Raw genomic sequence first — 21,431 nt, 5'->3', positions numbered from 1 at the left:
GACGAAACGGCATTCTTCCGGCACAAATGCGCTGTTATAAGAGACCTTCATGACTGGCCGCGGATTATAAGTAAAGCAGAAAATAGAGGGTGCAAGGCGGTTAAAACGTAACCGCCATTATGCAAAAAGGAGTCATTACGACAGTGAACGTCCTATTCCCCCTGCTCTACCTGGTCGCTGTAGTGCAAAAAGCGCGTAATGGCATTGGAGATATGTTTTTGTCGATGATGAACACGCCACAGCGTGCGGACCAAACGTGGAAGCGGCACAGGAACTTCGCTCAGCGTTCCCGCCTGTAACTGCTCGGCAATGACCCGCCGTGACAAACAGCTGATCCCAAGGCCATGGCGCACTGCATGCTTAATGGCCTCGGAGTTACCCAACTCCATTGCCATCTGAAATCTCGGCAAATGAGACAACAGCAGGTAATCCACCAGTTCACGCGTACCCGATCCTCGTTCACGCAGGATCCACGGCGAAGCAGCCAGTTGTTCCAGCGTAGCGGGTCCCTTTGTAAGCGGTGACGACGGTGCGGCGAACACCACCAGCTCGTCTTCCAGCCACGGTTCAGAGATAATTTCCGTACTGTGACACGGCCCTTCAATCAGCCCGATGTCTACCCGGAAATCCAGCACCGCATTGATCACGTCCTGGCTGTTGCCCACGCTAAGCTCCAGCGGCAAATCGGGGAAATCATGCCGATAGCGGGCGATCATGGCAGGGAGAATATAGTTGCCAATGGTGCTACTGGCATAAACCCGGATAGCGCCATTATCTTCGCGGAAAAGCTGTTCAATTTCGGTCGTTTGCTCAAGTAGCGCCAGCGCCCGTGGGTAGAGCAAGCGCCCGTGTTCGTTGACCACCAGTCGTTTACCAACACGGTCAAACAGTTGCACGCCGAGTTGCCCTTCCAGATCGGTAAGTGCCGCACTCACCGCCGACTGCGACAATGCCAGCATGACAGACGCCTGGGTCGTTGAGCCGCTTTTTAATACCTCAGCAAACACTTCAAGTTGTCGCAGGGTGATATGCATAGTCGTTTTCCACCGGATAACCGTTACTTATACCCTAAATAATTCGAGTTGCAGCCAGCGCACATGCAACCTGAAGTATGACGGGTATACCACTTATATAGATTAATTATAAATATATAATCAATTTTATTTTTAAACCACTTCGCCGTACTCTTTTACCCAGATAAAGGAGAAGGATATGACAGAACTCACCTTGCAGACTCATCGTCGTACAGCGTGGCATTTTATTCCGGGGCTCGCCCTGAGTGCAGTTATCACTGGGGTCGCCTTATGGGGTGGATCCATTCCCGCCGTTGCAGGTGCCGGGTTCAGCGCCCTCACCTTAGCAATCTTACTGGGGATGGTTCTCGGCAACACCGTCTATCCGCACATCTGGAAAAGCTGTGACGGCGGTGTGCTGTTTGCTAAACAACATTTATTACGTCTGGGGATCATCCTCTACGGCTTCCGCCTCACCTTCGCGCAAATTGCTGACGTCGGCGTCAGCGGTATCGTGATTGATGTGTTAACGCTAAGCAGTACCTTTATGATTGCCTGTTTCCTGGGGCAAAAAGTGTTTGGTCTGGACCGCCACACCAGTTGGCTGATTGGCGCGGGGAGCAGCATTTGTGGTGCCGCCGCCGTGTTGGCAACCGAGCCGGTAGTGAAAGCGGAAGCCAGTAAGGTGACGGTCGCTGTCGCCACCGTAGTGATCTTCGGTACCATCGCTATCTTCCTGTATCCGGCAATGTATCCGCTGCTGGCACACTGGTTTAGCCCGGAAACCTACGGCATTTACATTGGTTCCACCATGCATGAAGTGGCACAGGTAGTGGCTGCCGGGCACGCCATTAACCCGGATGCGGAAAATGCCGCAGTTATTGCCAAAATGCTGCGCGTCATGATGCTGGCACCGTTCCTTATCCTGTTGGCCGCTCGCGTTAAACAGCTGTCTCCGGCCTCCGGTGGTGAGAAGAGCAAAATCACCATTCCGTGGTTTGCCATCCTGTTCATTGTGGTCGCGATTTTTAACTCGTTCCACTTTCTGCCGCAGTCGGTAGTGAACATGCTGGTAACACTGGATACCATTTTGCTGGCAATGGCGATGGCCGCACTGGGGCTGACCACTCACGTTAGCGCCCTGAAAAAAGCCGGTGCTAAACCGTTACTAATGGCCCTGCTGCTGTTTGTCTGGCTGATTGTAGGCGGTGGCGCGATTAACCTCGCTATCCACGCGCTGATGGCATAAACGAGCACGACTCGCCTCCATTAACCCGCTATACTTCCTCCTTTTGCATTTGAGTATGGCGGGTTTAATTTATGAAATACATCGGAGCGCACGTAAGCGCCGCTGGCGGTCTGGCTAACGCCGCTATTCGAGCCGCAGAAATCGAAGCGACCGCATTCGCCCTGTTCACCAAGAATCAGCGTCAGTGGCGTGCTGCGCCGCTGACCTCCGAAATCATTGATGATTTCAAATCTGCCTGCGAGAAGTATCACTATACTTCCGCGCAAATCCTGCCTCACGACAGCTACCTGATTAACCTCGGTCACCCGGTCAGCGATGCGCTGGAAAAATCGCGTGATGCGTTTCTTGATGAAATGCAACGCTGCGAACAGCTTGGCTTATCCCTGCTTAACTTTCACCCGGGCAGCCATTTGATGCAGATTCCGGAAGATGAATGTCTGGCGCGCATTGCGGAATCGATCAACATTGCCCTCGCCCAGACCCAGGGCGTTACGGCGGTCATTGAAAATACCGCCGGACAGGGCAGTAACCTTGGCTTTAAGTTTGAGCACCTGGCCGCCATTATCGACGGCGTAGAAGATAAATCCCGTGTCGGCGTCTGTATTGATACCTGCCACGCCTTCGCGGCCGGTTACGATTTGCGTTCCGTTGAGGAATGTGAAAAGACGTTTGCGGAATTTGAACGAATTGTCGGCTTCAAGTATCTGCGCGGTATGCACCTGAACGACGCCAAGAGCACGTTTGGCAGCCGCGTTGACCGTCACCACAGCTTAGGTGAAGGCAATATTGGCCACGATGCCTTCCGTTGGATCATGCAGGACAATCGTTTTGACGGCATTCCGCTGGTGTTGGAAACCATTAATCCGGACATTTGGGCAGAAGAGATTGCCTGGCTGAAAGCCCAGCAAACTGAAAAAGCGGTGGCCTAATCATGAACGACAGGGAAAAGCAGATCCTTAAGATCCTGCGCCGCAATCCGTTGATTCAGCAGAATGAAATCGCCGATATTTTGCAGATCAGCCGTTCACGCGTCGCTGCGCATATTATGGATTTAATGCGTAAAGGCATGATCAAAGGTAAAGGTTATATCCTTACCGAACAGGATTATTGCGTGGTTGTCGGTGCTATCAACATGGATATCCGGGGTGTTGCAGACATCCATTATCCGCAGGCAGCCTCTAACCCTGGCAGCATTCATTGCTCAGCAGGCGGTGTAGGACGTAACATCGCCCACAACCTGGCGCTGTTGGGCCGCGACGTACATTTAATTTCCGCTGTTGGCAGTGACTTCTATGGCGAAACATTGCTGGAACAAACGCGTCAGGCTGGGGTTAACGTTTCCAGCTGCATTCGTCTGCATGGACACAACACCTCAACCTACCTGTCGATCGCTAATCAACAGGAAGAGACCGTACTGGCCATTAACGATACCCATATCCTGCAACAATTGACGCCGCAGTTGCTTAACGGTTCGCGAGATTTGATTCGCCATTCCGGTGTCGTACTGGCCGATTGCAATCTGACCGCCGAAGCCATTGAGTGGGTCTTTACTATTGCCGATGATATTCCGGTATTCATTGACACCGTTTCAGAGTTCAAAGCGGAAAAAATGAAAACCTGGTTTACGCGTATTCATACGCTAAAACCCACGCAGAAAGAGCTTGCGATTTTATGGGGCCAACCTATTCATACTGATGCGGATCGCGTACTGGCCGTCAATAGCCTGCATCAGCAAGGGGTAAAACGCATTTTTGTCTGCCTGGAAGATGAATCCGTTTTTTGCAGCGAAAAGGACGGCGAACAGTTTTTATTGACGCCGCCTGAGCATACGGTGGTAGACAGTTTTGGTGCCGATGACGCTTTTATGGCGGGATTACTGTACAGCTTTCTGGAAGGCAGTGAGTTTCGTGAAAGCGCGCGCTTTGCCATGGCCTGCGCAGCATTATCGCGGGCCAGCGTCAGTATCAACAACCCAACGCTCTCTGCGGATAACGCTCTGTATTTGCTGCAAACAGCTTGAATGTCTGCCGGATAGCGCTACGCTTATCCGGCCTACAAACTTTATTTTATGCCAGTCCGATAAAGAAACCGGCTATTGTGGCGCTCATCAGGTTTGACAGCGTTGCTGCTGCCAGCGCACGCATTCCAAGTTGCGCGATTTCCGGCGCACGCTGTGGCGCAATCGCCGAAAATGCCCCGACCACGACGCCAATCGAACCGAAGTTCGCGAAACCACACAACGCAAACGAGATAATCGCGATGGTCTTCACGTCCAGCGTTCCGCCCGTTTGCAGATACGGCGAGAAGTTGAGATAAGCGACAAATTCGTTGATCGCCAGCTTCTGTCCAATCAGACTACCTGCCAGCGTCGCATCGCTCCAGTCCACGCCCATAATCCACGCCAGCGGGGCTAACACATAGCCAAAGATCCCTTCCAGAGTGGCGTGGCCAAAACCAAACCAACCGCCAATTCCGCCGATAATGCCGTTAATCAGCGCGATAATGGCGACAAATGCCATTACCACCGTCGCAACGCCTGCGGCAATCTTCAGCCCGGTCATAGCCCCACTGGCCGCCGCTTCGATGATGCTTTTCGGTGGTGTTTCAGTAAATGACAGGTTTTCAAAGGTGACGCGAGATTCTTCCGTTGCCGGACTCAGCATACGGGCGAACAAAATGCCGCCAGGGATTGCCATCAATGATGCCGCCAGCAAATAGTCAATCGGGACGCCCATTCCGGCGTAACCAATCATCATTGAGCCAGCAATCGAGGCCATCCCGCTACAAATAGCGGTAAACAGTTCATTACGATTAAGGCGGTCAATAAACGGTTTCACGATTGCCGGGATCTCGTTTTGCCCGAGGAAAATCGTGGTTACTGCGACAAATGACTCGATCTTACTGATGTTCAACGCCTTCTGGAAAATACCGCCGAGGATGCGGATCAATAGCCCCATCACGCCAATGTAATAGAGCAGACTGATGAGTGCGGTCACAAAAATGATGGCCGGGAGCACCCGGAAGGCGAAGATAAACCCTGCCCCGTCAAACAGCACATCCATTTTTGGCCCAACCAGGGAGCCGAAGATAAATGCGCTACCCGCGTCACTATATGACATCACCTTGTGGACGCCGAGCGCGGCCTGTTCAACCAGCCATTTTCCCGGCGGGAAATAGAGCATAATACCGCCGATGGCAATTTGCAGTACCAGCGCAGCCCCAACGGTGCGCAGACTAATACGTTTTTTATTTACTGACAGCAGAAACGCGATGGCCAGTAATACCACCATACCCACAACACTTCTCATTATATCCATAATGAAATTCCCTTCATGCCAGGAAACCCGGCGTTATCGCCAGGTTTTGGTAGGTTTGATATTCGCGGGCGACCGCATTCTGCCCGGGAAATTCTGTCAGGCGAGGCGTTGATACTCCTTCGCAATTTCACAGGCCAGCACTGCGTTGTTGAACACCAGTTGAATATTTGATTTCAGGCTGTCGCCACCGGTCAGCTCCGCAACTCGCGCCAGCAGGAACGGCGTACTTTCTTTACCCACGACGCCCTGCTCTTCCGCTTCTTTTACCGCCTGATCTATTGCCGCATTAATTTTCTCTTCTGCCATGGCAAACTGCTCCGGGATTGGATTAGCGACAACCAGGCCTCCATTAAGACCCGTTTGCCATTTCACCGCCATCGCGCGGGCAATCTCTTTAGCGCTGTCCAGACGGATACTGACTTCAAACGGACTGGTACGACAGAAAAATGCCGGTAACGCTTGGGTTCGATATCCAATTAACGGCACGCCAAAGGTTTCTAAATATTCAGTCGTTAAGCCAAGATCCAGAATAGATTTAGCACCAGCACAAATTACCGTGACATTGGTATGTGCCAGTTCCTGCAGATCCGCAGAAATATCAAACGTATGTTCAGCACCACGATGAACGCCACCAATTCCCCCGGTCGCAAATACTTTAATTCCAGCCAGCGCGGCAATAATCATCGTAGAGGCAACGGTGGTGGCACCATTTTTCCCTGCCGCGACCACAAATGGCAAATCACGACGACTTACTTTCGTAACGCTATGTCCTTCTCGTCCAAGCAATTCAATTTCATCTTTACTTAAACCTACTTTCATTATTCCGCCGATAATGGCAATGGTCGCAGGAACAGCGCCGTGCTTACGAATAGTTTCTTCTACTTCAATCGCTGTCTGAGCATTCTGCGGAAATGGCATTCCATGAGAAATAATGGTTGACTCAAGCGCAACAATCGGTTTTTTACTGTTTAATGCTTCCTGGACTTCTGGTGATATTTGTAATAATTCAGAGGAAAGAGTTAATTCAGACATTCTGTGTTCTCCACTATTGAGCTAACATTCGCAACAGACAAATCAGGGTTATTGGTATATTCACAGGCTAATGCCATTGATGAACACCCCTGCGCAAATCGAACCGAATCAATAAAGGGCATGCCGTCTACCCAGCAGGCGGCCAGTCCAGCCATCATCGCATCACCAGCCCCTGTGACATTAATGACGCGAGTTTTAATGGGGAGCGACCAACCACAACTCCCCGCAATATCACTGTAATAAACGCCGTCGCCGCCCATGCTGAGCACCAGCCGGTTTAAGCCGCGATCATGAAACCACGCGGCGACTTTGCTAACGTCATCACGCCCAGAAAGCGCAATACCGCTGAGCGTTTCGGCTTCAAGGCGGTTTGGTTTGAGGGTGTGAATTTTTGCAAGGCGGCCGCGAATTTTTACGCACTTCCAGGCCGACACCGGGTCAACAAACACCGGAACATCTCCGGCGTTTTCCAGTACCCATGCCAGAGCGTCTTCGCTGATATTGCAATCGGCGATAATGACTTTTGCCTGCCTAATAAAATCAAAATGCTGTGATAAAAATTCTGCTGAAATATGCTCGGTGATACTCATATCATTAATAGCCACCAGCATTTCACCAGTATTATCAAGCAGCGATAAATAACTGGATGTATTCTCTCCGGAAACGATAAGACACTTGTCGACATGTACTCCTGATTGATTAGTTTGTGCCAATAATGATTGACCATAAAAATCGTTACCAACCGCTGTTAGCAACCAAGAATTTTTACCCAGCAGCGCGAGATTATGTGCGATATTGCGTCCAACGCCACCGGGAGTGAATTTTATCTTACCTGGATTCGAATCCGCATAATTTAGAGAAGCATGCGAATACCCAGCAACATCCATATTGGCCGAGCCAATCGTTACGATGTATTCCTTTTCACGCATAGCACGTCCCCTGGCAATTAATTTGCCACAAATGAGTTCGTTAAAAATAACCAACGCCACACATCAGGCTATTAGAGCACATGTTCACTATCAAACATGTGTTCATAGTAGGCGTGTTTTTGACAAAGTAAATCCATCCACAAGCTATAAAGTCGATAGATATGAACAGAATCACAATTTTTTATAGATACAGTTTGTCAGGGAGAGAGAAAATGAGAGGTAGTACACAAATTGATCAGGTTAAAAAGCATCTTTGGTCATAACCGAAGGTTTTTCAGACGCGCCAGGCGAACTGGCGCGTATCAACTAAGCGAAACCAGATCCTCTGGCATATGGTTGTACAAAATCCGCCAGAAGTGCTCAGCCGTTTTATTCAGGCGGGTATCCATTCTATAAATATAGGCCTGAATAGGCACCATCAACTCCGGCGTGTCCAGACAAACCAGGCGTTTATCCCGTAGTTCGTTCACGATCGTCCACGCTGGCAGCCAGGCAATACCATGCCCATCCAATGCCATATTCTTCAATAGCTCACTCATCGAAGACATAAACAGCGTACGCGCCGAAATACTACCCACCTCCGCCAGGTGACGGTTAACCAATCTTCCCATGTAGGATGTGCTGGTATAGTTCAGTATCGGCACCTGCGGCTGATAGATATCAAACAATGCCTGACCCTGTGCATCCGCAGCACAGACGGGATACAGCTCAGACTCAAACACCTTCAAGCCGCAGAAAGGTGACTGCATTAAGTCTTCATCGCGAAAGGAGATAATGAAATCACTTTTCCCCTCGCGCAGCGTATTCACTGCCTGGACTACGTCAATCGCTTCGACGTGGTACACAAACTCCTCGCCCCATGCCGACATTGAATGTACTAATCTGGGCAACATCGTCAGCGACAGAGAATGCGCTGCCGCTATTTTGATATTGGGAACGCCAAGCAGGTTGTGACCACTAAGCTCATCTAAGTTACATTCCAGCTGTTGCAACAGGCTACGGGTCTGCGAATGGAATAACTTACCCTCCTCCGTCAACTGCAGTGGGCTCGTCGTACGGTCAAACAGCAGCACGCCAACGGCGGACTCGAGCGCCTTGATCCGTCGGCTAAATGCCGGTTGGGATAGGTTGCGCTCCTCCGCGGCCTGGGAAAAATGACGACACGCTTCCAGCGTCAAAAAATCATATAACCATTTTGTCTCGATATTTTTCATGCCTGTCACGCGGATGTTTAAATATGTCAATTAGTCTTAAGCATCATGCCTGAATATGCCCGGAGATGATATTCAACATCAGCATCTGGTGATTCGTTTTTTGCATAACACCTTCGTTTTTGACATTAACATGTTTCTTTACCCATCGACCACGACCGCTTATCGCCGCGGAATTTCAGACACCAGCCTGATTACTGGCCTGCTGAGGTGGCAAAAGAAACTGCACCCATGCAGTTTTTGCATTGAACCATACATTATTGCATTTCTCCTCACGACACACTGCTGTTAAACATAGACACCAGACACACACCAGCCCTGATATTAAATATCGGTAATAGAGGTATATATCGTGAAAGGTTTAATTGGCGTACTTGGTGGTATGGGACCTGCTGCAACCGTCGATCTTTTTAATAAATTCGTCACCTTTACCGCAGCGCAACGCGATCAGGAACATATCCCATTAATTATTTCATCCATCCCTGATATTCCAGATCGAACTGATGCGTTAATGCATCATGGTCATTCCCCACTTCCGGCAATGCGTGATTATATGCATAAACTGGAAGATGCTGGTGCGGAGTGTATTGTGATCCCCTGTAATACTGCCCACTTTTGGTTTAATGAATTAAAGGAGTGCTGTCATACAGAGTTACTCAGTATCGTTGAAACCACCATGAATGAAGTCAAAAACTGCGGAAAATCGCGTATAGGTTTACTTGCTACCAACGCCACCCTTTACATGGGACTCTACCAAAAAGGCATAGAATCTCTTGGCTTAACCTGTGTCAGCCCTGATTCATCCGGTCAGGAAAAGGTCATGGATAGTATTTATTGCTTAAAAGCCGGCGATCTTAAGCGGGCACAAACGCTGATGAATGAACAGGCTGAAATGCTCTTTTCACGCGGTGCAGAAGTCATTGTACTGGGATGTACTGAAGTCCCCGTCATTCTTGCCAACGCAGTCAAAAACTCACCAGATAAATATATTGACTCAACCGGTTCATTAGTACGCGCCGGTATTAAATGGTACGAAAAGCGAGTTGGCAAACATCATCTTCTGGCGCAATAACAGCCGTCACCAGATTAATAAAGCATTAAACAAACACTTATTTTAATAACAAATTATTCTCTGGCGGAGGCCATTATGGTTTGGTTAGAAATTATCGTCGTGTTGGGTGCAATATTTTTTGGTATCCGCCTCGGCGGAATAGGTATCGGTTTATGCGGCGGGCTGGGGCTGGCTATTTTAACATTGGGATTTGATCTACAAATTGGTTCGCCCCCCGTTGACGTTATTCTCATTATTATGACAGTTGTCGTGGCAGCATCGGCGCTACAGGCCGCCGGAGGTATGGATTATCTGGTTCGCGTAGCCGGTAATTTCATGCGGCGTAATCCTAAATATATCAATATTATTGCACCGATTATCACCTGGTCGATGACCATTATGGCCGGAACAGGGTTCATTGTATTTTCTACCCTACCGGTGATTGCCGAAGTCGCCAAAGAGTCCGGTATCCGCCCTTCTCGTACACTCGCCGGCTCCGTGGTCGCCTCTCAGGTGGCGATATCCGGTTCGCCGATCAGTGCCGCAATGGCGGCGATGCTGACCATTATGGAAGGCAACGGTGTCACCTTTATCCAGGTTATGGCGGTATGTCTGCCAGCTTCGTTTGTTGCCGCGATGGCCGCCGCTTTTATCGCCTCACGTCAGGGATGCGAGCTACAAGATGATGAAGTCTATCTTGAACGCCTGCAAAAAGGGTTGGTGCGTAAATATGAAGGGCAAAACAGCACTGTACCGGGTGCCAAACTCTCAGTCGCCCTGTTTATGTTGGCAACGGTCGTCATCGTTATTCTTGCCGCCTGCCCGCAGCTACGCCCCGGATTTGATGCCGGCAACCCAATGAATACCCGGGATATCATCATTATTTGTATGTTATCTGCCGCTTGCCTGATGGTGGTATTATGCAAAACATCAACCGATGCTATTGTCCTGACCTCCACATTTCGAGCAGGGATGAGTTCACTGGCCGTCATTCTCGGGATTGTTACATTGGGAACGACCTTCATTGATGCCCACTTAGCGGAGATTAAGGATATCGCAGGCGATATTCTACAGGCTTATCCGATGCTGTTGGCGCTGGTGCTGTTTGGTACCTGCGCGCTTCTCTACTCGCAAGGCGCCACAACGCCGCTGATTATCCCTCTGGCCGTTGCACTCGGCGTACCTACATGGGCGATTCTGGCCTCCTATGTGGCGGTAACCGGGGTGTTTGTTCTACCAACATACCCGACTTCGCTGGCGGCAATGGAGTTCGACACCACAGGGACAACACGCGTGGGCAAGTATGTCTTAAACCATCCGTTTATGCTGCCAGGACTGGGTGGGATCATTGCTGGCGTTGCCTTTGGTTTTATCATCGCGCCAATGATTGCCTGAACCGTTTTACATATCTATCTTCAGGCAGCAGTTAATCAATAAAAAAAGGGGCAGAGAAATCTCTGCCCCTGATGTCAGCATTAAATCATGCCGCTTTTGCCACAACCTCATCTTCCGGGCGCTTCAGCACCGCGTAGGAGAGACCGGCTACCAGCGTACCGGCAATAATGGCCAGCAGGTATCCCAGTACCGGCGTAATTGCGCCTGGAATTAACAGGACGAAAAGCCCGCCGTGTGGCGCCATCAGCTTCGCACCCACTGCCATCGAGATAGCACCGGTAATCGCACCACCAACGATACAGCAAGGCAGAACGCGCATCGGGTCACGGGCAGCGAATGGAATAGCCCCTTCGGTGATAAAGCACAGGCCCAGTACCAGCGCTGCTTTGCCGCCTTCCTGCTGCGCTTTGTCGAACTTACGGCGCGCAACCAGCGTTGCCAAACCCAGAGCCAGCGGGGGAACCATACCTGCCGCCATGATGGCCGCCATCGGCGCATAAGTTTGCGTACTCAGCAGACCCACACCGAAAGCATACGCCGCCTTGTTAACCGGACCACCCATATCGGTACACATCATGCCGCCAAGAATCGCTCCAAGCAGCACCGCATTCGCCGTACCCATGGTTTGCAGCCAGTGGGTCAGACCTTCCAGAATGCCAGCCACCGGTTTGCCGATCAGGTAAATCATGGCCAGACCAACCACCAGGCTTGAGAACAGCGGAATGATCAGGATCGGTTTCAGCGCTTCCATACTCTGCGGGAGTTTCAACTTCGTGCTGATAAGCTTCGCCACATAACCGGCAAGGAAACCAGCAATAATCCCGCCAATAAAGCCGGAACCGGTGCTCACCGCCAGCATACCGCCGATAAGACCCGGCGTCAGACCAGGACGGTCAGCGATGGAAAACGCGATATAACCTGCCAAAACCGGCACCATCAGCGCAAAAGCTGAACCACCGCCAATCTGCATCAGCGCCGCCGCCAGCGTACCCTGCTCTTTAAACGCTTCGATACCAAAAGCGAACGAGAGTGCAATACACAGACCGCCAGCAACCACCATCGGCAGCATGTAAGAGACACCCGTCAGCAGGTGACGATATGCCCCCGCGCTCTCTTTCTTACTTTCGGTTGCTGAAGTCTGCGCTTTACCGGTTGGCTGGTACGGTGTTGCTTCTTCCAGCGCTTTGTCCAGCTCCTGCTTGGTTTTCTTCAACGCAAGACCCGTAGAGGTGCGGTACATCGGTTTGCCGGCAAACTTCGCCAGATCAACTTCAATGTCAGCTGCCACAATCACCAGATCCGCCTGAGCCACTTCTTCCGGCGTAATGGCATTGCCTGCGCCAACAGAACCTCGGGTTTCAACCTTCACCCACCAGCCACGTTTTTTCGCTTCTGTTTCAATCGCTTCAGCAGCCATAAACGTATGAGCAACACCGGTCGGACACGCCGTCACTGCCACTACACGTTTTGGACCACTGCTGGCCACAGGTGCTGTTGCAACCGGGGCACTGTAAGGTTTTGCATGGCCCTTCGCTTCGCTGAGGAACAGTTCAGGGTGCGCAACCGCACGACCAATGTCGCCCAGCCAGACTTTTTTGCCGTTCAGCGAACTGTCGGCAGGAAGCGTATCGCCCAGAACAATTGCCAGTTCGGCATCATTCGGATTATCAATAATTTCCAGATGTGCTTTCTGTGCCGCCGCTCCAAGCAGGGTTTTCGCCATGTAAGCGCGAGCCTGGCCGAGATTAGCGTCAATAATCAGCAGCGTTTTCATTATGCCTCTCCTGCTGTCAGTTAAACGGTTTTAAGTCGACACGCGCCATCATTGCGGCCAACTGAGGACGATCGGTAATGCCTACATTACTTTGGCTTACTGCCAGGGCGGCAACAGCCGTCGCCAGACGCAGGGTATGTTCACTGGACTCACGCATCAGCAGGCCGTAAATCAGACCGCCAACCATTGAATCACCCGCGCCGACGGTGCTGACCACCTCAACTGACGGCGGTTTAGCAATCCACTCACCTGAAGCGTTAACCCACAGCGCACCTTCCGCGCCGAGTGAAATCACCACGTGAGCAATACCCTGCTCGCGCAGCGCATGCGCCGCATCAATCACATCTTTCATTTCCGGCAGTTTGCGGCCTGCCCAGATTTCCAGCTCACGACGGTTTGGTTTCACCAGCCACGGTGCCGCTTTCAGACCCGCCACCAACGCTTCACGACTACTATCAAAGATAATGCAAGGACACTGACTGCGCAGGCGCGTCATCCAGTCGGTGAAGGCTTCCGGGCTCACGCCGGTCGGCAAACTGCCGCTGACGCACACCATGTCGAACTGGCCCAGCCAGCTCAGCGAGTCATTCACAAAGCGTTCCCAGTCAGCCGGGGTGACTTCAAAGCCGGAGAAATTAAAGTCAGATACTTCACCGTCTTTTTCGGTCAGTTTGACGTTGATACGGGTACGCCCTTGTACAACCTGAAAACGGTTGGCAATACCCAACTCGCTGAACAACTGCTGAAAACCATCCTGGTTGTCTTTACCCAGGAAGCCGCCCACAGTGACATCGATACCTAAATCCTTCAAAACTTTAGCGACGTTAATTCCTTTCCCTGCCGCGTGCAGACCGGTGGTTTTAACCAGGTTCACTTCACCACGTTCAATTTCCGGGCAAAAACCCACCAGGTCGTAAGCCGGGTTAAGGGTGATAGTCGCAACACGTCTGCTCATTACGCGCCCTCCCCCAGACCTGCCGCGATGGCTTCTCCAATCGCCTTCAGCGCCTGTTCAGCATCTTCGCCCTGTGCGGTAAAGCGCAGGTGATGTCCTTTTTTCACACCTAATGCCACAACTTTCATCAGACTGCGTCCATTCGCCGGTTTGCCGGTTCCATCAAGATTTGTCACGGTAATTTCACTGTTAAATTGTTTAATCGTATTCACCAGCATGGTGCCCGGGCGGGCATGTAAACCATGCTCATTGCGCACAATAAATTCGGCGCTCAGTACATCATCAGTTAAGGCGTCATCGCTGGTCAGCAGCGCCAGCACCGTTGCCGCATCGGCTTTCAACAAACGGTCAGCTTTATTATCCAGCAGCAGATCGCCAAGGCGCTTCAGCACGGCAACCGGTTGATCGTCATTCATGGCGACGGTCACCAGCAGGGCTCCCGCTTCACCTTCTACATCGAACGTTGTTGCTGCACGGCTGACCGCAACAGCGCTACGCACGTTGCCTTCAGCACAATCATTCAGCCAGATCCCCTGACCGAGATTCATCGGCTGCTCATTGATTGCTCTGGCCACAAAGGTGGCGTCAACCGCACCGACTTCTTTCAGTCGTGCCGCGTTGAGTGCCTGCAGCGTCACCAGCGAGTTGGCCACGACATCCAGCGACAGCGTTTCGTTATCAAGCTTCAGCTGTTCGCTTTGCTTTTCGCCCATCAGCAGCGCACGCAGTTCTTCCGCCGTGGTCGCAGATTTCAGCTGTTCAGCGACGGAGTCATCGCTCAGCACGTGTGTCAGCTGACGCAGTAAACCGAGATGTTCATCAGAGCTTGCGGCTATGCCGATTGCCACATAAGCAACCTGCCCTTCGCCCCAGGTCACGCCCTGCGGAAACTGAAAAACCTGCACACCGGTTTTCAGCACCTGATCACGCGTGTCCGTCGTACCGTGCGGAATCGCAATACCGTTGCCGAGGAACGTGGACGTCTGTTGTTCGCGCGCCAGCATGCCATCGACGTAGCCTTCCGCGACGTTACCCGCCTGCACTAAGGCAGCGGCAACCTGGCGAATAGCCTCTTCTTTATTCCCGGCCTGTTCGCCCGGGTGAATATCCTGAACAGATAACTGGAACATGGTTCTCCTCTCCCGCTGATTTGAAACGATTCAGCTAACATGAGAAAAAAGGCGTCACCTGACTCCATCAGTTATGGCGAGATGACGCTGAAACGTTTCAAGAAGTCTTGCTCTTTTTTCTTCAGCACACAAGTAAAGTTGACAAATTACTTGCTGAATTTAGAGATAACGCACATTTTCTCTGCGAAGGAGAAAAAACTGCTGACGGAAAAACGGCGTCAGCTTGTCAGATTCAGCAACGTCAGCAAACAGCATTCTTTGACTGAAATGCTATTTTGATTTTTGATGCCGATTTTGATTTGGCTCCCTGTTTATTTTCTGACAAGCGGCGTAAACTCCGCGTCTCTTCACATCATTGATATCAAAACATGCATAACACCCCCGTAGCCGCCACACCCAAGGCGTTTGATTTAACGTCTTCGGCGTTCCTGCTTGTCGCATTTCTGACGGGTATCGCCGGTGCGTTGCAGACGCCAACGCTTAGCCTATTTCTGACGGATGAAGTCCATGCCCGTCCCGGCATGGTCGGGTTCTTTTTTACCGGCAGCGCCGTGATCGGCATTTTGGTGAGTCAGTTTCTGGCCGGGCGCTCGGATAAAAAAGGCGATCGCAAAAACCTGATTGTGTTTTGCTGCGTGCTGGGGATGCTGGCCTGCGTGCTGTTCGCCTGGAACCGTAACTATTTTATTCTGCTGTTTATCGGGGTATTCCTCAGCAGCTTTGGATCGACTGCCAACCCGCAAATGTTCGCTCTCGCCCGTGAACACGCCGACCGCACAGGTCGGGAAGCCGTCATGTTCAGCTCAATATTACGTGCGCAGGTTTCGCTGGCCTGGGTAATTGGCCCACCGCTGGCCTACGCGCTGGCCATGGGGTTCAGCTTTACGGTGATGTATCTCAGCGCAGCGGTGGCGTTTGTTGTCTGCGGCGTAATGGTCTGGTTATTTTTACCTTCGATGAGTAAAAACGTGCCGCTCGCAACAGGCGCAGTTGAGGCCCCACGCCGCAATCGACGCGACACGCTGCTGCTGTTTGTTATCTGCACATTAATGTGGGGCACTAATAGTCTCTATATCATTAATATGCCGCTGTTTATCATCAACGAACTGCATCTGCCGGAAAAACTGGCTGGCATCATGATGGGTACCGCAGCCGGACTGGAAATCCCGACCATGTTGATTGCTGGCTATTTTGCAAAGCGTCTGGGCAAACGTCTGTTGATGAGAATTGCTGTCGTCGCCGGGTTCTTCTTTTATGCCGGTATGCTGCTGGCTCACTCTCCGGCGGTATTACTTGGCTTACAACTGCTGAACGCGATTTACATCGGCATCCTCGGCGGAATTGGCATGCTCTATTTCCAGGATCTGATGCCAGGACAGGCAGGCTCAGCAACGACCCTGTATACGAATACCATTCGCGTGGGCTGGATTATTGCCGGATCGCTGGCGGGGATTGCCGCTGAAATCTGGAACTATCACGCGGTGTTCTGGTTTGCGCTGGTGATGATCGTCGCCACCGTCGTGTGCCTTGCGCGCATCAAGGACGCTTAAGGCGCGGTCAGCGCTTCAAGCTCGATGAGATAAACCATGGCCTGGTGCGTCGTCTGTCCGCACATTTCCGCACTGGGCTGTAAACCGCCGCACACTTTTGGTCGTAGCGGCGAAGCAAAAATTTTGCAACGCAGGGATTCATCCAGCTGAACGCATGGCGTATTAGCAGGTTTGCCATCAGGCATGCCAGGGATGGGACTGGAGATTGAAGGCGCGGTGCAGCATGCACCACAATCCGGACGGCATTCCATACAGTACTCTCTTTATCGTAAACCATCGGATTGTGCGGGAAGCGCACAGTACCACCTTTTTGGCACCAGCAAAAGCATGAATTCCGCTTGCCTGAATGCCCCGGCGCGAGTAGTTTTACGCGATATTTTAGACACTCCTCACTACAGGATTTTTTCGATGCCAAGAGCGAACGAAATTAAAAAAGGTATGGTACTAAACTACAACGGCAAGCTGCTGATTGTAAAAGATATCGATATTCAATCACCGTCTGCACGTGGTGCAGCTACGCTGTACAAAATGCGTTTTTCTGATGTGCGTACCGGTCTGAAAGTTGAAGAGCGCTTCAAAGGCGACGATATCGTGGATACCGTCACCCTGAGCCGCCGCGGGGTTGATTTCTCCTACGTCGATGGCAACGAATACATCTTTATGGATAAAGAAGACTATACCCCGTATACCTTCACCAAAGACCAGATTGAAGAAGAGCTGCTGTTCATGCCGGAAGGCGGTATGCCGGATATGCAGGTACTGACCTGGGACGGCCAACTGCTGGCGCTTGAACTGCCGCAGACCGTAGACCTGGAAATCGTTGAAACCTCACCGGGTATTAAAGGTGCTTCAGCGAGTGCGCGCAACAAGCCAGCAACCCTGAGCACCGGTCTGGTGATCCAGGTTCCTGAGTATTTGAGTGCGGGTGAAAAAATCCGTATTCATATCGAAGAGCGTCGCTATATGGGCCGTGCAGATTAATCTCCTGTCGTTACAGGTGAACCAAAGATAATGGCATGTTATCTCTGGCAAAATGTTCCGTTCACTTTAGTGGTATCACTTCTCTGAAACCATACTGCCTGTGAACGTGTTAAGGGTACTATCGCCGTACCCTTAACAATCCCGGCTCCCGGCGGGAAAATTGCCACTTCGTGGTTCCCTCCGCTTATTCCTCCAGGCTACCGGGCCGGGCGCGAGGTAGCGTCCCTGCAAAACGCGCCCTGAACCCGCATCCATGCGGGTTCTCCCGGCCTTACGGAAACACGTCGGCAATTTTCAGCCGGACCAGCCCACACCTAACCATCTGCGTTTTTTTGAATATATCTGAACAGCAAATCAGATTTAACTGGAAGTCAGAGCATTACAGCGATGACCCCGGTCCGGCTGAAAATCGATGAGGCGTTGACGGCTGACCGGGGCTGCCCGCAGGGATGCGGGCAGAGGGGACGGCCTGCAAGGATGCAGGCTCGGCACCGACCCGACAGGCAGACGGCATAAGACGAATAACTCGCGCAGCGACGATTTTCCCGCCGGGAGCCTGGGATGCAAGGGAGGCGGCGGTGAGCCTCCCTTGCACGTTCACGGGTAACGGCGTTTCAGAGAAATGACTCCACTGAGGTGAACGGAACCCTATGCCGCAATCAAATATTCTCCATAATGCTTTACTGACTGGCATTACAGCGCAGGCTGTCCCTTTGTCATTTTCAGCGCTGACTGCTGAAATAAAAATCATCCATCAGCAGCGACTCCAGATACTGTTCATCCTCTTGCATAAAACGCACTATCAGATTAACCGCCTGAGGATAAAACCCCTCGTTATCCCGCACCAGACAAGCGTCGCGAAATAACGGTGCCCAGCACAGAATATGATGATGCAAAAAGTAATACTGCGCGGAGAATTTCTCCTCTTTAGCAACCATCCTCGCCATTAATGCCAACTGTACGGCAATATGATCGGAGGGTTCATTCTCCCGAGCCGCCAGCCCTTGCTCAACCAGCAGCACATTCATTTGCAGACGTTCTTCTGCCGCCGTCGTGTGTGGATAGTGCCCCGCATAGGGAGAAACACTAGCCGGCGGGGCCAGCAGAAACAACGAGGCAAAATCTGCGGCCAACTCAAGCTGTCGGGAGTCGCGCCGCAGAACCCGGCCCAGGCTACGCTCAAAACGTTTAACATTGGCAGATAATCCGGGGATCGCCTCGAGTGAGGCAATCCATGCCTGGCTATTGCCATTTTCCAGACTGGCGAGCTGTTTTTCATCCAGCTCACGAAATAACAGTTGCGAAAACCACTGGTACACAGCCGCCCGCTGCTGATGAATTTGATTATGCTGCACTGGTCCCCTCCTCTTTCACAATCTGCGGACCACCGAAAGCCGTCACCTGCGGGGCTTTCTGCTGATAACGCTCGACCTCCACCAGCACGGTATGTGCTGAAGGCCCCTGGGCCAGCTGTGAAGTACCGATATCCGCACTCAGCACGTTCGGGTCGCCATAGGTGCATAATGTCCCGGCTTTCCCCCCTTCCTGCGGGGAGTACCACGCGCCTTCATGAATACGGACCACGCCAGGGGTAAAATCCGGACTGATTACCACGCCAGCCAGTACCTGACCACGAGCGTTAAAAACGCGGGCGATATCACCGGCTTTTAAGCCACGAGTGGTGGCATCCTGTTCGCTGATATAAAGCGGCTCTCTTCCGGCAACTGCATAGGTGTTGCGAAACGCCTCGCTTGAGCACAACTGGGAATGTAGACGTTTATCCGGATGGCAGGATTGCAAATGCAGCGGGTATTTATCTTTTTTGCCGCTATGGGTACGCTCAAAGGGTTCCATCCACACCGGATGCCCCGGACAATCCTCATAGGCAAAACCCGCGATGGTTTTGCTGTAGATTTCAATAAGACCTGACGGCGTACCCAGCGGATTCAGGTCTGGCTGCTCACGAAACTCGCCGTGACGTACCCACGGCTGACCCGGCGGATATTCAATATATCCGTCACCCTGCCAGAACGTTGTGAAGTCCGGTAAGGTAACACCGAGCGACGCCCCCATCTTCACACCTTCGTCATAAAGCGCCTGTATCCACTGCATTTCATTCCGGTTTTCACGGTACACCGCTTCCTTATCAAATCGCTTACACAGCCCGGCAAAGATGTCAAAATCATGCCGCGCTTCGTATTGCGGTTTAACAATCTGATGCAGCGCCATCAGCCCTTTATTCGAATGCGTGCCGAACTGCTCAATATCGTTACGTTCAAAACGGGTGGTCACAGGCAGAACGATATCGGCAAAACGGCACGACGCGGTCCATTGGTGATCTAACACCACCACGGTTTCCAGCTTTTTCCACGCGTCGATCATGCGGTTCCTGTCCTGCTGGGCGTGGAATGGATTGGCCGCACTGTAGATCGCCATTTTGATGTCAGGATACGTTAACGTCTCACCGTTGAAGGCAATCTTGTTGCCTGGCGCAAGCAGGCAGTCAACGATACGCGAAGTGGGGATATGCTCCGATGCGCCACGAAAATCCGCTTTGTACTTCGCCTGCGGGGGATTAGTAATACTCCCCAGCCCGGAGAGCACTGGCCCGGTCGATGTTACCGTCCCACCCCCGTTATAGTGCCAGCCAAATCCGACCCCGCCGCCGGGCAAACCAATTTGACCGACCATACTGGCCAGTACCACCAGCATCCACGGATACTGCTCACCGTGGTGCATGCGTTGTACGCACCAACCGCCCATAAACTGTGTCCTGCCTTTCACCAACAGGCGGGCGAAGTCTCGGATCTGCTCTGCTGTCAGCCCGCAGATTTCAGCCGCCCATTCGGCATTTTTCGGCTGCTTATCACTCTCGCCCAGCAGGTACGGTAAAAACTGTTCAAAGCCGACGGTGTAATCGGTAATAAACGCCGTGTCGTACAGTTTTTCTTCGTACAGGGTATGCGCCAGTGCCAGCATTAACGCGACATCGGTTTGTGGCCGCAACGCCAATTGCTCGCAGCCAAGATAGTTTTGAGATTTGCTACGCACTGGATCAACGCTGATAACGCGCATCTTATTCTGCGCTACCGCCTCTTTAATCTGCTGCCAGTAGCCAAATGCATCGTGATCGGGAACCAAAAACTCGATCTGCAAGTTCTTGATCGGATCGCAACCCCACAACACGATGGTATTGCTGTTTTGAATCACCAGCGGGAGTGACGTCTGCTGCTCATAAACTTCCAGTGAACCAATCACATGCGGTAAAATGACCTGGGCCGCTGCCGCAGAATAGTCGCCGACAGTTGTCACATAGCTACCATGCAGGCCAAGTCCCCGGTCCATCGCCCCGCCCGCTTTATGGTATTTGCCTACCATTTGCCAGTCAGCAAGCCCGGTAAATACGCCTGATGAACCATAGGTTTTTTGCACCCGCTCCAGCTCTTCGTAAAACAAATCCAGCGCCTGATCCCAACTGACCCGTACAAAACGGTTATCTCCGCGCTGGCTGCGATCCGACTTCTCACGTTTAAGCAGCCAGTCCAGACGCACCATCGGGTAGCGCACCCGCGACGGGTTGTAGACCACTTCACGCACCGCGTTCAGCATATCGCAGGGATATTTGTCATGTTTGAACGGACGGGTTTCGATCCACTCACCGTTGACCACTTTGGCTTCAAAAGCGCCATAGTGCGAACCTGATTGAATCCACTGTTCGGGATTTTCCCCCGCCGCCCACACTTTTGATATCAGCGGATTAGGCGCCAGTGCGCTGGCAGCACCCACCGCCAACATACCGCTGAGAAAACGGCGGCGGGACGGATTAAAGTCATGAATATCCATA

At 51.9% G+C, this 21,431-nt stretch carries 18 protein-coding genes; 7 read left to right on the top strand and 11 right to left on the bottom strand.

The features are described from left to right. Positions 1-152: 152 nt before the first annotated feature. On the bottom strand, positions 153-1,034 hold the full coding sequence (gene yieE, locus OGV57_RS18575) for a DNA-binding transcriptional regulator YeiE (protein WP_054528593.1): 882 nt from the start codon (positions 1,032-1,034) through the stop codon (positions 153-155). Between the two features lie 178 nt (positions 1,035-1,212). Between yieE and OGV57_RS18570 the strand changes: the two genes are divergently transcribed. The 3 genes from OGV57_RS18570 (at position 1,213) to OGV57_RS18560 (ending at position 4,282) form a co-directional block, all read left to right on the top strand. After that, complete coding sequence (locus OGV57_RS18570) at positions 1,213-2,262, top strand: YeiH family protein (protein ID WP_003027424.1); 1,050 nt, start codon at positions 1,213-1,215, stop codon at positions 2,260-2,262. Between the two features lie 71 nt (positions 2,263-2,333). Then, the gene (gene nfo / locus OGV57_RS18565) at positions 2,334-3,191 is read left to right on the top strand and encodes a deoxyribonuclease IV (RefSeq protein ID WP_016150659.1); all 858 of its coding nucleotides are present in this window, start codon (positions 2,334-2,336) and stop codon (positions 3,189-3,191) included. Between the two features lie 2 nt (positions 3,192-3,193). Beyond that, positions 3,194-4,282 carry a sugar kinase gene (locus OGV57_RS18560; protein ID WP_003027430.1) on the top strand — a complete coding sequence of 363 codons (1,089 nt, stop codon included), beginning with the start codon at positions 3,194-3,196 and terminating at the stop codon, positions 4,280-4,282. Between the two features lie 46 nt (positions 4,283-4,328). On the opposite strand, the gene OGV57_RS18555 is transcribed toward OGV57_RS18560, so the two are convergent. The 4 genes from OGV57_RS18555 to hypT form a co-directional block, all read right to left on the bottom strand. Further along, complete coding sequence (locus OGV57_RS18555) at positions 4,329-5,579, bottom strand: NupC/NupG family nucleoside CNT transporter (protein ID WP_003840095.1); 1,251 nt, start codon at positions 5,577-5,579, stop codon at positions 4,329-4,331. A gap of 96 nt (positions 5,580-5,675) precedes the next feature. Continuing rightward, positions 5,676-6,611, bottom strand: a complete 936-nt coding sequence (locus OGV57_RS18550) for a pseudouridine-5'-phosphate glycosidase (protein WP_003840093.1) — start codon at positions 6,609-6,611, stop codon at positions 5,676-5,678. Further along, complete coding sequence (locus OGV57_RS18545) at positions 6,599-7,540, bottom strand: pseudouridine kinase (RefSeq protein ID WP_003845170.1); 942 nt, start codon at positions 7,538-7,540, stop codon at positions 6,599-6,601. Before OGV57_RS18545 ends, OGV57_RS18550 begins: the two co-directional genes overlap by 13 nt. A gap of 302 nt (positions 7,541-7,842) precedes the next feature. Next, positions 7,843-8,754, bottom strand: a complete 912-nt coding sequence (gene hypT / locus OGV57_RS18540) for a hypochlorite stress DNA-binding transcriptional regulator HypT (protein ID WP_003027438.1) — start codon at positions 8,752-8,754, stop codon at positions 7,843-7,845. Between the two features lie 349 nt (positions 8,755-9,103). On the opposite strand from hypT, the gene cuyB reads away from it, so the two are divergent. Beyond that, on the top strand, positions 9,104-9,823 hold the full coding sequence (cuyB, locus tag OGV57_RS18535) for a cysteate racemase (protein WP_003027440.1): 720 nt from the start codon (positions 9,104-9,106) through the stop codon (positions 9,821-9,823). Between the two features lie 75 nt (positions 9,824-9,898). Beyond that, the gene (locus OGV57_RS18530; RefSeq protein WP_054528595.1) at positions 9,899-11,197 is read left to right on the top strand and encodes an anaerobic C4-dicarboxylate transporter; all 1,299 of its coding nucleotides are present in this window, start codon (positions 9,899-9,901) and stop codon (positions 11,195-11,197) included. 85 nt (positions 11,198-11,282) lie between these two features. Here the strand turns inward: OGV57_RS18530 and fruA are convergent, their stop codons facing one another. The 3 genes from fruA to fruB are packed head-to-tail and all read right to left on the bottom strand — an operon-like array spanning position 11,283 to position 15,056. Continuing rightward, positions 11,283-12,971 carry a PTS fructose transporter subunit IIBC gene (gene fruA / locus OGV57_RS18525; protein ID WP_003840084.1) on the bottom strand — a complete coding sequence of 563 codons (1,689 nt, stop codon included), beginning with the start codon at positions 12,969-12,971 and terminating at the stop codon, positions 11,283-11,285. Positions 12,972-12,987: 16 nt separating this feature from the next. After that, positions 12,988-13,926 (bottom strand): 1-phosphofructokinase, encoded by a 939-nt coding sequence (gene fruK, locus OGV57_RS18520; protein WP_003027446.1) that lies wholly within the window; start codon positions 13,924-13,926, stop codon positions 12,988-12,990. Next, on the bottom strand, positions 13,926-15,056 hold the full coding sequence (gene fruB / locus OGV57_RS18515; protein WP_048232397.1) for a fused PTS fructose transporter subunit IIA/HPr protein: 1,131 nt from the start codon (positions 15,054-15,056) through the stop codon (positions 13,926-13,928). Before fruB ends, fruK begins: the two co-directional genes overlap by 1 nt. Positions 15,057-15,424: 368 nt before the next feature. Between fruB and setB the strand changes: the two genes are divergently transcribed. Beyond that, a complete protein-coding gene (gene setB / locus OGV57_RS18510; RefSeq protein ID WP_054528596.1) occupies positions 15,425-16,606 on the top strand; it encodes a sugar efflux transporter SetB in 1,182 nt (393 codons plus the stop codon). On the opposite strand, the gene OGV57_RS18505 is transcribed toward setB, so the two are convergent. After that, positions 16,603-16,857 (bottom strand): YkgJ family cysteine cluster protein, encoded by a 255-nt coding sequence (locus tag OGV57_RS18505; RefSeq protein WP_003027451.1) that lies wholly within the window; start codon positions 16,855-16,857, stop codon positions 16,603-16,605. The two genes, setB and OGV57_RS18505, sit on opposite strands and share 4 nt — an antisense overlap. A 157-nt stretch (positions 16,858-17,014) precedes the next feature. Between OGV57_RS18505 and yeiP the strand changes: the two genes are divergently transcribed. After that, positions 17,015-17,587, top strand: a complete 573-nt coding sequence (yeiP, locus tag OGV57_RS18500; RefSeq protein ID WP_003027452.1) for an elongation factor P-like protein YeiP — start codon at positions 17,015-17,017, stop codon at positions 17,585-17,587. Positions 17,588-18,309: 722 nt separating this feature from the next. Here yeiP and torD read toward each other — a convergent pair. Both torD and torA read right to left on the bottom strand, forming a co-directional pair. Further along, entirely contained in the window at positions 18,310-18,942 is a 633-nt protein-coding gene (torD, locus tag OGV57_RS18495; protein ID WP_003840076.1) for a molecular chaperone TorD, read from the bottom strand. Then, entirely contained in the window at positions 18,932-21,430 is a 2,499-nt protein-coding gene (gene torA / locus OGV57_RS18490) for a trimethylamine-N-oxide reductase TorA (RefSeq protein WP_054528597.1), read from the bottom strand. The genes torD and torA overlap by 11 nt, the downstream gene beginning before the upstream one ends. Position 21,431: the final 1 nt, after the last annotated feature.

It is taken from the genome of Citrobacter sp. Cf087 (genome assembly GCF_030334285.1).
Lineage (GTDB): Bacteria > Pseudomonadota > Gammaproteobacteria > Enterobacterales > Enterobacteriaceae > Citrobacter > Citrobacter freundii.
The sequence above is the reverse complement of the archived record's forward strand: the minus strand, read 5'-3'. Positions and strand labels throughout refer to the sequence as shown.